The 14,995-nt window shown below is 49.7% G+C and carries 12 protein-coding genes; 1 reads left to right on the top strand and 11 read right to left on the bottom strand.

Going from position 1 to position 14,995, the window contains the following annotated elements; all coding sequences use genetic code 11:
• Positions 1–311: 311 nt before the first annotated feature.
• Complete coding sequence (locus ASF12_RS10285; protein WP_056033609.1) at positions 312–2,705, top strand: transglutaminase domain-containing protein; 2,394 nt, start codon at positions 312–314, stop codon at positions 2,703–2,705.
• Between the two features lie 123 nt (positions 2,706–2,828).
• On the opposite strand, the gene ASF12_RS10280 is transcribed toward ASF12_RS10285, so the two are convergent.
• The 11 genes from ASF12_RS10280 to ASF12_RS10230 form a co-directional block, all read right to left on the bottom strand.
• Complete coding sequence (locus tag ASF12_RS10280; RefSeq protein ID WP_081418737.1) at positions 2,829–3,665, bottom strand: GNAT family N-acetyltransferase; 837 nt, start codon at positions 3,663–3,665, stop codon at positions 2,829–2,831.
• Between the two features lie 58 nt (positions 3,666–3,723).
• On the bottom strand, positions 3,724–4,467 hold the full coding sequence (locus tag ASF12_RS10275) for an SDR family oxidoreductase (RefSeq protein ID WP_056033603.1): 744 nt from the start codon (positions 4,465–4,467) through the stop codon (positions 3,724–3,726).
• Positions 4,468–4,650: 183 nt separating this feature from the next.
• Complete coding sequence (locus tag ASF12_RS10270; RefSeq protein WP_056033600.1) at positions 4,651–5,238, bottom strand: TetR family transcriptional regulator; 588 nt, start codon at positions 5,236–5,238, stop codon at positions 4,651–4,653.
• Positions 5,239–5,447: 209 nt separating this feature from the next.
• Positions 5,448–6,893 (bottom strand): DEAD/DEAH box helicase, encoded by a 1,446-nt coding sequence (locus ASF12_RS10265; RefSeq protein WP_056033597.1) that lies wholly within the window; start codon positions 6,891–6,893, stop codon positions 5,448–5,450.
• Positions 6,894–6,924: 31 nt separating this feature from the next.
• Positions 6,925–7,443 carry a DinB family protein gene (locus ASF12_RS10260; RefSeq protein ID WP_056033594.1) on the bottom strand — a complete coding sequence of 173 codons (519 nt, stop codon included), beginning with the start codon at positions 7,441–7,443 and terminating at the stop codon, positions 6,925–6,927.
• A gap of 325 nt (positions 7,444–7,768) precedes the next feature.
• Positions 7,769–9,619: an oligopeptide ABC transporter substrate-binding protein gene (locus tag ASF12_RS10255; protein ID WP_056033591.1), complete on the bottom strand. Its 1,851-nt coding sequence runs from the start codon at positions 9,617–9,619 to the stop codon at positions 7,769–7,771.
• Positions 9,620–9,639: 20 nt separating this feature from the next.
• Entirely contained in the window at positions 9,640–10,530 is an 891-nt protein-coding gene (locus ASF12_RS10250) for an ABC transporter permease (protein ID WP_056033588.1), read from the bottom strand.
• Positions 10,531–10,551: 21 nt separating this feature from the next.
• A complete protein-coding gene (opp4B, locus tag ASF12_RS10245) occupies positions 10,552–11,514 on the bottom strand; it encodes an oligopeptide ABC transporter permease (protein ID WP_056033585.1) in 963 nt (320 codons plus the stop codon).
• A gap of 2 nt (positions 11,515–11,516) precedes the next feature.
• Positions 11,517–12,455 carry an ABC transporter ATP-binding protein gene (locus ASF12_RS10240; protein WP_056033583.1) on the bottom strand — a complete coding sequence of 313 codons (939 nt, stop codon included), beginning with the start codon at positions 12,453–12,455 and terminating at the stop codon, positions 11,517–11,519.
• A complete protein-coding gene (locus ASF12_RS10235; protein WP_056033579.1) occupies positions 12,442–13,458 on the bottom strand; it encodes an ABC transporter ATP-binding protein in 1,017 nt (338 codons plus the stop codon). Before ASF12_RS10235 ends, ASF12_RS10240 begins: the two co-directional genes overlap by 14 nt.
• A 604-nt stretch (positions 13,459–14,062) precedes the next feature.
• Positions 14,063–14,875, bottom strand: coding sequence for an undecaprenyl-diphosphate phosphatase (locus ASF12_RS10230; protein ID WP_056033911.1), 813 nt, complete (start codon positions 14,873–14,875; stop codon positions 14,063–14,065).
• Positions 14,876–14,995 lie beyond the last annotated feature (120 nt).

Genomic DNA, 14,995 nt, shown 5'->3' with positions numbered 1-14,995 from the left:
TTAGCTCGTAATAATTAAATAGCATAGCGCCCCGCTACACAATGGGATTATTTATGCCAGTCGTTTAATTTTTTGTTCAATTCCGGCCGGACGATATCAAAAATAGAATAAGCAGGCTGAAAAGTACGTTTTTCACCTTTTCTCACGGCTAACACTGCGTATAGGGCCCATCAATACGCTGCGTTTGGCACAAATGGGATCAGCCCTTTTTGTCATGACTATGAAATGAATTGAATAATTTAATTTAACAAGGTAAAATTTTCATATTGCTAACTATACGATTTCATCACTTCCCGGAGGAGACCTGCGCAATGAAAAAAATGCTGCTCAGCCTGCTGCTCATGAGCCTGCTGCTGACGGGCTGCATGTCAGATGCGGCAAATGGCTTCAATTCCAGCATTAAGCTGCTTAAATATGCTTGGCAGACGCCGGAGAAGCTTTCCGTGCAGCAATTAAAGCAAAAATACGGCGAAACGAGCAATAAGCCGATTATGCCGCTCTACAATGTAGCCAAAGATATGAAATTCGATTTTCATTTTCAATCCGATTTGACGCAGCTCGATAATTTAAAGTGGGAAGAAACGATTACGGTTCATACAGACCGGCAGGCGCTGCCCTCCAGCCAAATGGCTTCATTCAACCGGGTCACTCCTGTGGAGGGCAGCAAAAGCATAATCACGGTCGAGCCGCTGGATTCAGGTGTGCTGCCGCTTCCTTCCGCTTCCTCCTCTGATCCATTAGGCTGGGGAAATGCGCCGATTTATTATCTCCGCATTGATTATGACATGGCTTCCACTACGCCCAAAAAGCTGGAGGAGCCGCTCATTATCCCATTCACGGTGGAGTCCAAGCTGCCCGTTCCGAATCTCACCTATGAAATAAGCGAGGATGGCAGGCTAAAGCTCTTATGGGATAAAATAACCGGGGTCAGCGAATACAAGGTGTACCAGACCTTCCCCAAAGCTCGGAAAACGGATGGAACGACAAGCGCTCCGGGCAAAAAATCCGCCTTTTATTTGGAGACCCCTGTCCTGATTGAGCGGGTCAAAGGAACGGAGTTCGAAGATTTTGGCGATACCACTTACGAGCAATTAGAGCTGGATACGGGCGAGAGCTTTACACTCGCGCAAAATACCGGGGTACAGGGCAACTTTTATGTCACAGCCGTTGCCAACGGCAAGGAATCCAACTTCAGCGCCCCCGTCGTGACGGCCGATTTGTCGAGCCAGCTTCCGACGGAGGTTACCGACGAATATGAAGGAGAATTGTTCGGCAATACCTATGAATACGTAGATGATCTGCCATACAGCGTCGAGGTCAAGCATACGGATGGCTCTATCAGCTTTAAGGACATCGTGTATGAAACGGATGCGCTTGTCCTTGAGCCGTCCAGCCCCCTGCGCATTCCTTATTCCATTAAAGGTACAGCGCTGACAGGCGTCGTCTGGGTCGAAGACGTCACCCTTGAGGATATTGATTATGTAGCCTCCTGGTATGAGGATGAGGATGACGAAGCCGATAATACAGCTAATACCGGCTACGTCCAGCCGGAAAATACGACCTATTTTATACCGGATGCCAATGTGCCGACTATTATTACCCGCTACACCAAAGCGGCTTCGACTACCGACAACCTGATTGATCGGCAAATCGAAAATACGCGACTGGTCGTCGCCAAGGGCGATAAAGCAAAGGTTCCAACCGACAAGCTGCTGGAGAAGCTAAATATTTCTGCCGACTCGGCGCTAGAGGAATATTTGGCCCGCAACTTGATGACCGGAGAGGAAGACATTTCGCTTATGTCCTTTCCCGAAGCGCAAAATACCGAGGTTCTCATTGACGTCGTCGAGAAGGTCATGTACCAAAACCCATATATTATCGGGCTGGCAAGCTACGGCTACGATTACCGCACACTTTCGCTTTATGTGTCCTACGAGAATCCGGTCAAGGAGATGCGCGCGAAGCAGCGGGAAATTATGCAGGAGGCCGAACGCATTATTGCAGCCACGATTACGCCAGATATGAACGACGAGGAAAAACGGCTGGCGATCTATGATTATTTGAACGATACGACGGTATACGATGATGATGCGCTGGATAATGCGTATAAATATGATTTTCGCAAGGTGGACCCGGAGTTTTATGATGCTTACAGCACCTACGGCATAATGGTCAATAAACTCGGCGTCTGTATGAGCTATGCCTACACCTACAAGCTGCTGAACGAGCTCGCTGGCGTGGAGACGATTGTCGTAACCGGCTATTTGGATGGCGTTCCCCATGCATGGAACAAGGTCAAAATTGGCGAAGAATGGCTGAACGTCGATCCGACCAACAATGCGACCAATTCAGATGTTCCTTATATGCTCTATAACGCGAGCGATGCGACCGCCATTAACGAGGAATATGTAGAGGATGTGTCTTATTGGCTGGACGATGAGCTCGACCAATATACCGGCGATAGCAATAAATACGACTACTATGTGAAAAATGGTCTCGAAGTCACCTCCAATAAGCAATATCGTATGGAGCTGACGAAGCTCGTGCAAAGCGGGCAGGATCAAATTATTTTGCGCCTTTCCCCTGAGGTCGATTATTCGGAAATGCTGGATGACACTTGGGATATCGTATGGGAAGAGGTACCTGATCAATATGACGATGCTGAATTGTTCTATATGGGCAGCTACGTGCTGCTGGAATTATAAGGTTTGACGAAGCACAAGTACGGTAAGAGAAAGGATGGAAAAATTATATACTTTCCTATATTTGCAACAAAGCCCGCCCTTCAGCTAGCGTTGAAGGGCGGGCTTTTGTTGATTCGCCTAAATTTACTGCGGTATCGCGGCGGGGCTTCGCATCGTATGATGCGTCAGCTTCATGAAGGGGTGGAGGCCTAGCGAATCGGCGAGCCCGATTGAGGCGGCATTCGTCTCCAGCACATGGTATCTAGGCCTCAGCCCTCTCTGCCTCAAATGCTCCAACGCGGCAGCTACAAGCTGCCTCGCCAAGCCTTGCCCACGCCAGCGCTCCCGGGTATGGACGCCTGCAATTTCCCAAATGTCTTTATAATTGCAAAAAATAAAGCAGCCGGCAGCAGCCTCGCCGTCCCGGTAAATCACGAAGGCATAGGCGCGTTCGGCAAAATAGCCTCGCAGCTCCTCCGGCGTATAGCCGTTGCTGCAAAGCAGCGGCAGCAGTTCCTCTGTCAGCGTCTCTTGCTTCACAACGTCTTCATTATTAATCGCCTTATGCTGCTTATGCTGCTGCACGTTGCTGCTGGTAAGCTCGTCTTGGCTCGTATAGGAAATATATGCTCTGGCCTGCTCCAACTCGTAGTATTGGGCAAGCTGTTCCCGATACTCATCCTTCTGGAGCTTGAATACGAGGCGGGCACCTGTGGGAACAGCTGTGAGCAGTTCGGGCAGCAGCGACTGCTCCGTATACGCGACAAAAGCGATATAGTCAGCTTCGGGATACGTTTGCTGATCATAAGGATACGCTTCAATTGGAAGCAGCAGGAGCAACCCCCATCGCGATGGTTCAGAGCCCTCGATGAGCTTGCTGCTGATGGCCCCCTCATAAGCCTCGATCATTTTCAGCAGCGTAATGTTCGTAAGCGTGTCCTGTTCCAGAAGCGGCACTATTTGATTCAGATGCTGCATCATCTTCCTCTCCTTTTATACGAACCATAACATAGCTGCGAGAGGGCTTCAAACCATCCTTTTAAATAAATCCGCCATTCACGCGCAGCGTTTGCCCGGTTACCCACTGCGACTCCTTGCTTGCCAGAAACAGCACTACCTGTGAAATGTCCTCCGGCTCGCCCAGCCGTCCAAAGGAATTGGCATTGCTGATCGCCGTTATCTGCTCCTCCGTCTTCCCTGCCTTGAACAGCTCCGTGTTTACAGGTCCCGGTGCAATGGCATTGATCGTAATGCCTTTCGGACCAAGCTCCTTCGCAAGCTGGCGGGTAAACTGCTCCACCGCGCCTTTCGTTCCTGCGTAGGTGCTGTAAGCCTTGAACATATGGCCCGCCACCGACGTTGAGAAATTAATGATGCGCCCGTTTTCCTTCATATGCAGCGCTGCCTGCTGAATGGCAAAAAAGGTGCCTTTGACATTAATCTCAAACTGCTTGTCAAAATCCTCTTCCGTTATGCTTGCGAGCGGCTTGTTAATCATAATGCCTGCGTTGTTGACCAAAATGTCTATCTGACCATAGGCTTCCAATGTTTTGCGGAAAAGCTCTTCAATCTCCGCCACCTTGCTGATATCCGCTCTAATTGCTGTTGCTTCCCCGCCATCGCGTTTAATTCCAGCGACTACCTCGTCCGCCTTTGCTGGGCTGCTTGCATAATTGACCACTACCTTGGCTCCATACTGTGCCAAATCCTCAGCGATTTTCTGCCCAATGCCTCTCGATGCGCCCGTAACTAATGCTACTTTGCCCGTTAAACTTTTCTCCATCTGTGGTCCCATCCTTTGTCGCGAGGAATCGTTCCTCGTTGTTGTTGATTTGAGTATATGCTGACACCTATCAAATGTCAAATAACAAATTTTATTTTTTGTCATTTATACGATTTGAGTGCAAAAAAATACGCCTTTTAGAAACGGCTCCCGGAGTAATCCGATCTGTTTCTAAAGGCGTATTTATTGTAATCCGGCAAGCAGCAAGCTCCATACCGCATCAAAGTCCTGAGCTATTTCCTTTCTCGACCATTCGCGCACAAAAGCCGGATGATGAAATTTCGTCGTCGCCAGAAAAATAGCCCTTGCCGTCGCATGCGCATCACCCGGCTTAAACTCGCCGCTGTGCATGCCGCGTTCTACAATGATGGCAATCTGCTTGACCAAGTGATCGACATGCGCCGCAATTAAATCAACGGCTTCCAGCGTTACCGCTGAGTACATTGCAAACATCTCCGCATCCTCAAGCGCATACATCTGCTTCTTCTGCATAAGCGCGTCAAGCCATGAGCGCAATTGTACAGCCGCGCTGCCGTCCGTTGCAGTCGCAATCCCTTCTAGAGGCTCGGATACGCTTTTATCCAGCCATCTCTCGGTAACTGTCTCTCGAAGCGCAGCCTTGCTCGCAAAATGCCGATATAAGGTGCCATGACTGACCTGGAGAAACTTTGCGATGTCCGTAACCGACGTTTTATCGGGCCCATATCTCCGAAGCACCTGTTCCGCTGCGTCCAATATGGCTTCCTTCGTTAGCGGCGTTTCATTTGCCATTATTATCCCCTCTTTGTTCGTTTTGCTGCTTCAACCATATCATATGGTCCAACCCAATACAAATGTCAAAAGCTCAACTTTGTCAGTCGAGGCTTTTTGCTTTCTCAATAAAAAAAACGATAACGATGCAGCATAGAGGCTGGGAGGAGCGCATTGCTTAGTACGCCCTTCCCGCTACCTTTGCTGCTGATCGCCATCGGTTTTACCTGTTATTTCCGAGCAGGCTGTACTTTTAGCAGCTTGCCTTTGACCGTCGTGTTTTTCATCGCTTGCAGCACGAGGCTGCCTTTGCCATTCAAAATTTCCACATACGTCTTATTGTCCTCAATCGTAATGATGCCGATATCTACGGCCGTCATGCCCTCGATTTTCGCAATGGTGCCGACGAAATCAACCGCTCTGAGCTTATTTTTCTTGCCTCCGTTGAAATGAAGCTTGAGGATGTCTGCGCTGAGCTGTGACTTCTTGTCCTGCTTCAATTCTGGACTTGCTTTCAGCTTCAGCTCAAAGCTTTCCCTGCGGCTGTCCACGACATCTTCAGGCGGAGCTTCCGCCTGCCGGATTTTAAACCCGATGTACGCCTCAACATTAGCGAGAAAAGAATCCTCATTTGGCGTCACGAACGAGATCGCCTTGCCTTTGTTGCCTGCTCGTCCAGTTCGGCCTGCGCGGTGGACAAAGCTTTCCTTCTCCATCGGAAAATCGTAGTTGATCACATGGGTAATCCGATCAATATCAATGCCTCGCGCTGCTACATCAGTCGCCACCAAATAACGGAACTCGCCTCTGCGGTATTCGCCCATTACGCGATTGCGATCATCCTGTTCCATGCCGCCATGAATTTTGCCAATCGGATAACCGAGCTGGGTCAGCTCATGATGCACCTCATCGACATTCACCTGCGTCCGGCAAAAAATGATGCAGCTGTCCGGGTTTTCCATCACCGTCACGTCCTGCAGCAATTGCAGCTTGCGGTTATCCCGTACGATATACAACGAATGATCGATTTCGGCCTTCGCGGCGCCCTCAGCTTTAATCGCAATATCCACCGGATCATTCATATAGCGATGGCACAGCCGCTCTACATCCTTCGGCAGCGTAGCGGAAAATAGCAGCGTCACCCGATCCTTCGGCAGCTCCTGAATAATCATTTCCAACTGCTCGATGAAGCCCATGCTCAGCATTTCGTCCGCCTCGTCAATGACGAGGAAGCGCAGCTTCTCCAGATCGATCGTATCTTTTTCGATATGATCCATAATGCGTCCAGGCGTACCGACGACCACATGATTTTTTTGCGTCAGCTGCATTCGCTGCGGGGCAAAGGGCTGCTTGCCATAAATCGCCGTCGCTTTAATTCTTTTGTAACGGCCTATATTGGTGATGTCCTCGGTTACTTGATCAGCAAGCTCGCGTGTCGGTGTTAGAATGAGCGCCTGCGGGCGATTTTCATCCCAATCCACCATTTCGCAAATGGGAATGCCATAGGCCGCCGTCTTGCCGCTGCCGGTATGCGACTTGACCGTAAGATCGCGCTTGCTCAGCGCAATCGGAATGACTTCGCGTTGTACAATGGTCGGCTGCTTGTAGCCTAAGCTGTCCAGCGCCCGGGTAATGTCTTCACTTAATTGATAATCCTTAAAGCTTGCTTCACTCATCATAGAGCTCCTTTGGTGACTGTTATATTAGCTAGTCAATTAAATATCGTTCCTTCAATACGTTCAAATGGTGAAGCTCGTGACCGGCGATAATGTAGGCGAGCGCCAATGCCGTTACCTCGAAATCGCTTGCGTTGCCGCGCCGTGACAGCGCCTCATCGGAAAGCTTGCTAACCAGCTTCAGCGTCGATTGCCTGATCGCCCGATACTCTTCAGCAAGCTCCTCGATCGTATACTCATTAAACCGCGCACCCGCTACAAACACATCCTGCTCAAAACCAGGCAGCGGCGTCGAATCGCCCCGTGAAATCCGCAGCAGGCGATAACTCATCACGCGCTCGGTATCATTAATATGGCCAATAACTTCCTTAATGCTCCATTTGCCTTCCGCGTATTTAAAACTGCCGCGCTCCTCCGGAATGCTTGCCAGCAGCTCGCTTGTCGCCTGCTGTGCCTCTAGCAGCACATCCTTAATGCTGCCTTCGGGCACTTTTTCAATATACGTTTCATAGTAAGGATTAAAGTCATTTCTAGAAGGTCGATTGCTCATAATCGTTTCCTGCCTTTCCCCATTTTCAAAGCTATAGTTTCAGAGATTGTAGCATTCCCGCCCCCGTTTGAAAAGAGCGCAGCCGCGTCCTACCCGCTGCAACCGCAAAGCGGGCTGTTCCCCAAGGCGAAGTCCTCCGCCCTAGTGAACAGCCCTTGTCTAACGGGTGGGCAACTGAGGCCCGCCGATTATCTTGTTTGCTACTCTAAGGAGCTGCGAGGAAATTAGTACCCGCTTTTGTTGACAAAATCTCCACGGTTTTGGGAGTTTTGTCAATAAATTAGCGGTACTTTATTTCGTCGCAGTCTCTAAGCTCTATTATACGCTATTTCACTGCTACAAACGGTTTATCTTGCGAGACAGCCAGCTGATGCAAATAAATGCCGGTGCCATCGCCGATTGCATAGTTCATAATGCGCTTATTCACCGGAACAAGCTCGGAGCGGTATAGAGTCGGGAATACCGGAACCTGATCAACCATATATTGCTGCCATTCTTTATAAATGCCTTTGCGTACCTCTACATCAAAGGCTTTCTCCGAGACGCCCTCGGCAAGCAGCCTGCTATTCTCCTCCGTCTCAAAACGCGGGAAGTTATAAATCGCATCTTTGCCATATAGACCAGCAGGGTCTACATCGATGCCAACAGACCACGCCGCCTGATAAACATCAACCGCAGGATCGTCGTCCCCATTGTTGCCTACACGGTCATAGAAGGAGTTGAACTCGACCATTTCCAGATTGACATTAAGGCCGATTGCCGCCCATGATTGCACATAATAACGGGCCAACGGCTCAGCAATATCTCCGCCTGTCATCGAAATAAAATTGATAACCAGCTCGCTGCCATCTGGATTTGTACGGAATTCGCCGTTTAATTTATAGCCCGCGTCGTCCAGCAGCTTTTTCGCCGCTTCTGGATCGTAGGTTACGCCTTTATTGGTGGAATCATGGAACTCTGGGTGGGACGGCGGAATAAGCGTCGTCGCATTCCAGCGCAGGCCGTGATAGAACTTTTTGCCAACCGCATCATTGTCCACTGCCTGCCACATCGCCTTGCGCAAATTCACATCGCCCATTTTCGCCTTGTCATTCGGCTTAACGACTTTTGCTTCTTTATCCCATGTACCAAGCTTAAAGCCGACATACGTATACGCGCGATCGATCGTGCCGAGGAATTCGACGTTCGACATGCCCGCATTGTCCGGATATTGGTCAACCGGGAAGGAATCGACGAGATCAACGCCGCCGCTCTCAAGCTGCTGCACAACCGTCGTTGGGTTGATGACCTTCAGCACAACCTCATCAAGAGCGGGCTCCCCGCGCCAGTAATCGGTATTTTTCTCAAATACAACCGACTCGCCTGGTACAATTGATTTCACTTTAAAAGGTCCGAAGCCGATCGGCTTCTCGCGCACTTCCTTGGAAGCGGAAATTTTCGCTACATCCATATCGCCAAAAATATGCTTCGCCAGCGGATAATTCCATACACCGCCCGTTAACAGGGAAGGGGTGGATTGAATGTACGTAATTTGCAATTGTTTTTCACTCAGCACCTTAATGCCGGAGATCGTCTTTGCCTTGCCAGCATGAAACTCCTCCATGCCTTCAATATTCGTAAAATTGGAATCGTAACGCGGGCCATCATAAGCTTTATTTCCGATGATTTCATGCGCGAACAGCCAATCCTCCGCCGTCACCGGCTCGCCATCCTGCCAATTGACATTGTCGCGAATGGTGAAGGTAAACGTGCGCCCATCCTCGGAAACCTCATAGGTTGCTGCGCCGTCATTCGTATAGACGTAGTTTGCATCCCAAGTCAGCAGTCCCTCGTCGAACCACTGCAAAACCATCGCATCCGGGTTGCCCGAATAGAAATTGTAGTTCAGCGTACCTTCAAATGGCGTATCGGACACCAAGCCGTAAGTGACGGAGCCGCCCTTCAGCGCCGTACCTTCATTAATTTTCACCTTGTTAAAATCCTCAATGGAATAAAGACCGTCATCTTCAGCTGGAGCTGCACTTGCACTAGCCGCAGGTTCGGCACTCGCCCCAGGACTTGCGCTCTCGGCTGCCCCGCTTCCACCATTTGATGTACATGCCCCCAGCATTAGCGCGAGCACAAGCATCAGCGAAACGAATACATACTTTGTCCCCTTACCCTTACCCTTTCCCATTACACCATCTCCTCCTTTTATTAACCTTTTCTTTGTCTTGCGTCCGTCGCACGCTTTAGCGCTTGACCAACATTATTTATACTCAACATCAATACCAAGATCAGCACTGACGCGGGTAACCAGATCCACCATCTGCTCTCCAGGGTTTGCGGGTTTCTCGCATAGCTGACTAAGGTACCGAGGCTCGGCGTACTTTCAGGAAAGCCAAAGCCAAGAAAGGAAAGGCCGGATTCAAGACCGATGTTCGCTGCCAGATTCAGCGTCATCGTCACAATAATGATGGAGCTGAGATTCGGCAGCAGCTGCGTAAACATGATTTTCAAATGGGAGGAACCGAGCGTTCTGGACGCTTGAATGTAATCCAGCTCCCGCTCCTGCAGCGCCTTCGACCGAATCAGCCGGGCAATGCCCATCCACAGAAATGCCGTCATAATGAGCGAGAACGAAACAATGCTGTATTTAGGCACGGCGGTCACGAACGCAATTACAATCATGAGCGTCGGCAAAATCATAAAGAAATCGACGAAGCGCATAAATACATTGTCTACGCTGCCGCCAAAATAACCCGACAGCAGACCAATCAGAATGCCGATAATCCCCGTCATCAGCGTCACAATAATGCCGATGGACAAGGAGTTGCGCGTGCCGATAATCAGCTGCCCGAATACATCCCGCCCGCCATAGTCCGTCCCCAGCCAAAAATCGGCGGAAGGCGGCTTGTACAGCGAGAACAAATCGACGGTTACGATCTGCTTCTGATCCAGCACAAGTGAAATGCCGTACACAAAGACGATAACGAGTCCTAGAAAAAGAAAGGAAGCAAACGCCACCTTGTCGCGGACAATTTCCCGCCAGATGATTTTCCAGCCGGAGGGGCTTCGGTCCGCCTCGGCGGTTGCAAGCTTGCTCATAGTTTAAGCCTCCCAACGCGCTTATTTGATCCGAATCCGGGGATCGACGATGCTCAAAATCAAATCCGATATTAAAGCTCCCAAAATCGATGCGAGCCCATACAGCAGCACCAGCGCCGTCACGACGCTGAAATCCCGTAAGGAGATGGAGCTTAGAAACAGCTGGCCCATGCCGGGATAGCTGAAGATGCTCTCGATAAATACAGTGCCGCCGATCAAGCCCGTAATCTCATAGCCGAAAAAGGCGGCAATCGGCAGCAGCGAGTTGCGCAAAATATGGCGGTTGTAGACGCGGGACTCCGAAGCCCCCTTAGCCCTTGCGGTCAAAATAAAATCGCGCTGCTTCGTATCAATAATTTCGCTGCGCAGCAGTTGCACCGTCGTCACGGTCGTAATCAGCGCCATCGATAGAGCCGGGAGCAGCAAATGATAAATTTTGCTAAATACATAAGCAGCTGTGCCAGGCTCTACTCCCGGCTTAACGCTGCCGCCTGTAGGGAACCAGTCAAAGTGGAAGCCGAACAGCCACAGCATAACCAAGCCAAAAATAAACAGCGGCGCAGCAAAGCCCAAATAGGTATAGCCCGTAATTAGGCGGTCCGCCCAAGTATCGTTGTAGCGGCCGCTGGTAATACCGAGCGGAATCGCGATTAAATAAGTCAAAATCAGCGTCGCGACCGACAGCCAGATCGTATTGGATATGCGCTGGCCAATGAGCTCGGACACAGGCATTTTGAAGCGGAACGATTGTCCAAAGTCGCCCTGGAGCGCATGGACCATCCAGTTCCAGTACTGCACATGCCACGGATCGTTCAGACCAAGCCGCTCTCGCTGCGCTTCCAGCGCCGCAGGATCAAGGCTCGGATCAACAAGGCCTGTGAGCGCATCGCCGGGCATCGCTTTAGCGAGCAAAAAAACGAGAATGCTAAGCAAAAATAATTGCGGAATCATAATGAATATACGGCGAACAATCGTTTTCCACATCGCTATCCACCTTTCCCAGGCAGAGCTACTAGATGCGTGCTTGAGATCGGCCTTAATGAATAGGCCAGGCCCTCTTCGTCAAAATAGTCTCTGTAGGCTTGATCATATTCGGCTTTTACCTCTGCTCTAAACTGTCGCTGTTTCTCTCTTTGTGTAGGGTCGATATCAGGAATGGCTGCAAGGAGCCTCTTGGTGTAAATATGCTGAGGGTTATGAAAAATATCTGAGGTTGTGCCTTGCTCAACATGTCTGCCCTTGTACATAATGCCGATGTGATCGCACATATGCCGGATAATGCCAAGGTCATGGCTGATAAACAAGTACGTGAGGTTTAATTGCTTCTGGATGTCCTGCATAAAATTAAGCACCTGCGCCTGTACGGATACGTCCAGCGCCGATACGGGCTCGTCGGCAATGATCAGCTTCGGCTTTAAGGCAATCGCCCTGGCGATGCCGATCCGCTGCCGCTGGCCGCCGGAAAACTCATGCGGATATTTGTAGATCGTCTCTGCGCTTAAGCCCACTTGCTCCAGCAGCTCGCGCACGCGCCGCTTCTCCTCCTGCTCAGACAGCCGCTCGAAGTTGCGCAGCGGCTCCGCCACAATGTCGATGACGCGCTTCTTCGGGTTAAGCGAGGAATACGGATCTTGAAAAATCATTTGAATATCGCGGCGGGCATTCAGCAAGCCGCGCTTGCCGCCTTCGTTCAAGTCCTTGCCTTCGAATATGACGCTGCCGGACGTAATCGCATTCAGGCCGATAACCGCCCGCCCCGTCGTCGTCTTGCCCGAGCCGGACTCGCCAACGAGTCCGTAGGTGCTGCCCTGCTCAATGGACAAGCTTACGCCATCTACCGCTTTGACCTCGCCAACCGTTCTGCCGAATAAGCCGCCGCGAATCGGAAAATGCACCTTTAAATCCTTAATATCAAGAAGCGCCATAGTCAGCCCCCTTCCCGTCCACTTTAGGAAAATAAAAAGTCCGATAGCAGGTGCAGCGGACGAAATGACCGGGACTTACTTCGTGCATCGCAGGCTCCGCCTCATGTGCCGCCTCCTCCATCCATGGAATGCGGGAGCGGAAGCGGCAGCCCTCGCGGGGCAGCTTCTGCAAGGAGGGCACAATGCCTTGAATGACATGCAGCCGAGATTTCTCAGCACTGGCCGCCGGGATTGAGCTGAGCAGCGACTTCGTATATGGATGCTGCGCATTTGAGATGAGCGTATAAATATCGGCGATTTCCACGATCTGTCCTGCATACATAACGGCTACCCGATCCGCCATTTCCGCCACAACGCCAAGATCATGGGTGATGAGGATAATGCCCGCGCCAATATCACTCTTCAGCTTGCGGATCAGCTCCAAAATTTGCAGCTGGATCGTCACATCAAGCGCCGTCGTCGGCTCATCAGCAATGAGCAGCTCCGGCTCATTGGCAATCGCAATAGCAATGACGATGCGCTGCCTCATTCCGCCAGACAGCTCATGCGGATATTGCTGATACGTATGCTCAGGGCGGGGGATGCCGACCTTATCGAGCAATTCCAGCACCTTCGCCTTGCGCTGCTCCGCCGTCAGCTTGTCGTTATGGAGCAGCAAAGCCTCCTCAATCTGGCTGCCAACAATCATGAGCGGATTGAGGGCAGACAGCGGGTCCTGAAAAATCATGCCCATCTCCTTACCCCGCAGCTTGTTTAATTTGCTTGGAGGCAGATGAGCCAAGTCCTGCCCCTTATAATAAATATGCCCTTCGATTTTCGCCCGCGTATGGAGCCCCATAATCGAAAAGGCCAATGCGCTTTTCCCCGAGCCGGATTCGCCAACAATCGCTAAAATTTCATTTTTTCTGACCGTTAACGTAACGTCATCCACTGCTGCATAATAGCGGTCAGCGATCCGAAAGGACGTCGTTAAATGCTCCATTCTCAGCAATTCCTCACTCACATTTAATCACCCTAACGAATTATAATTTCGAGCGTTAATTAAATTGATAATTCTGAAAATAATGACGGGTTTAGCTCGGCATTATCAGGCGAATCTAGCTGTTCGAATGTGACATCATGGGACTCAATCTATGTCACATTTTATATCATTAAGAATAGAGTTACAATACTTTTTATTTATCTTTCTCTCTTTTTTTAACATCTAGTTCGGTTTACGAGAAAAAGTTAGTCAAGTATTAACATATTAGAGGGGATAATATTTATTTAAACCCTTAAATAAATATTCACACCTATAAATTAATTATATAATTAATTCAATATATTTATAATTATAATTCTTCCTGAATTTAGATATTGTGCGTTTTTCATAAAGAAATAACGAAATTCCACTTCGCGACGACAGGAAAAAGTTGTAAATTTAGCTGAAAAGATCATATTTTATCAATTACGGCTTCCTGATCTTTATTCGCAAACATGCATAAATGCGGCAAGCCCGCTCAGCCCGCACAGAAAAAGGCTGGCATCCACCTCGGGATGCCAGCCTGCTAAAATTCTATTTTGTTCAGTCTGCACCTTGTTTGCCTATCTCTCACTCCAGGCAGAGCCTAGAGAAAAATGAGCAGCAGGATACCGGCGACAAAGCAATAATAGGAGAAATATTTCAAATTGCCGCGCGCCATAATGTTCATGAACCAGCGCATAGAGAAATAGGTGACGATTAAGGTCGCGATAAAGGCAATGAGATAAGGAATCATCAGCGAAGTACGGTTAGGATCATTCGCGATATCCGAGATGCCCAGCACCAAGCCGCCCAAGCTAATCGGTATGTACAGCATAAATGAAAACCGCAGCGCCGTCTCCTGCTTCATGCCGACAGCAATCGAAGTAATGACCGTTGAGCCGGAGCGGCTAATACCGGGAATGAGCGCGACCGCCTGCGCCAAGCCTACAATTAAAGCGTCCTTGACCGTCAGGTCGCCATCCCGCTTGCGCCCTCGCAAATTGCGGATGAGCCAGAGCGCCACACCGGTTATGAGCAGTGATATCGCCACTGTGCGGACAGAGGAGAAATAAGACTCAATTTGATCCTTGAACAGCAGCCCGATAATGACGGCAGGCACCGTCCCAATGACGACATACACAGCGAACAGGAAGTCGCTTTTGTAAGCCTTGTCCCGTGTTCTCATATATTTGATAGTGTTAACAACTAGCCGATTAATATCCTGGCGAAAAATGTAGCCAATCGCAATCAGCGATGCCGTGTTCGTTAAAATTTCAAATGCCAGCCCTCGCTGTTCAACGCCGAGCAACTGCTGGGCAATAATTAAATGTCCGCTTGATGATACAGGGATAGGCTCTGTAAAGCCCTGAATAATACCGAGAATCAAATACTTCAGCCATAATACGAAATTGTCCATACCGTCTCCTTTTTTGCTTGTATTTACCTCCCCTATCATAACGCACCCTAGTAAAAATGATCAAATCTCCTAAGTTGCCCGCTACTCGCAATCATGGTATATTGACCCTAATTTCCAATG

The organism is Paenibacillus sp. Leaf72, assembly GCF_001422685.1.
Taxonomy (GTDB): domain Bacteria; phylum Bacillota; class Bacilli; order Paenibacillales; family Paenibacillaceae; genus Pristimantibacillus.
Note: the sequence above shows the minus strand (reverse complement) of the source record. Positions and strands in the feature narration are given on the sequence as shown.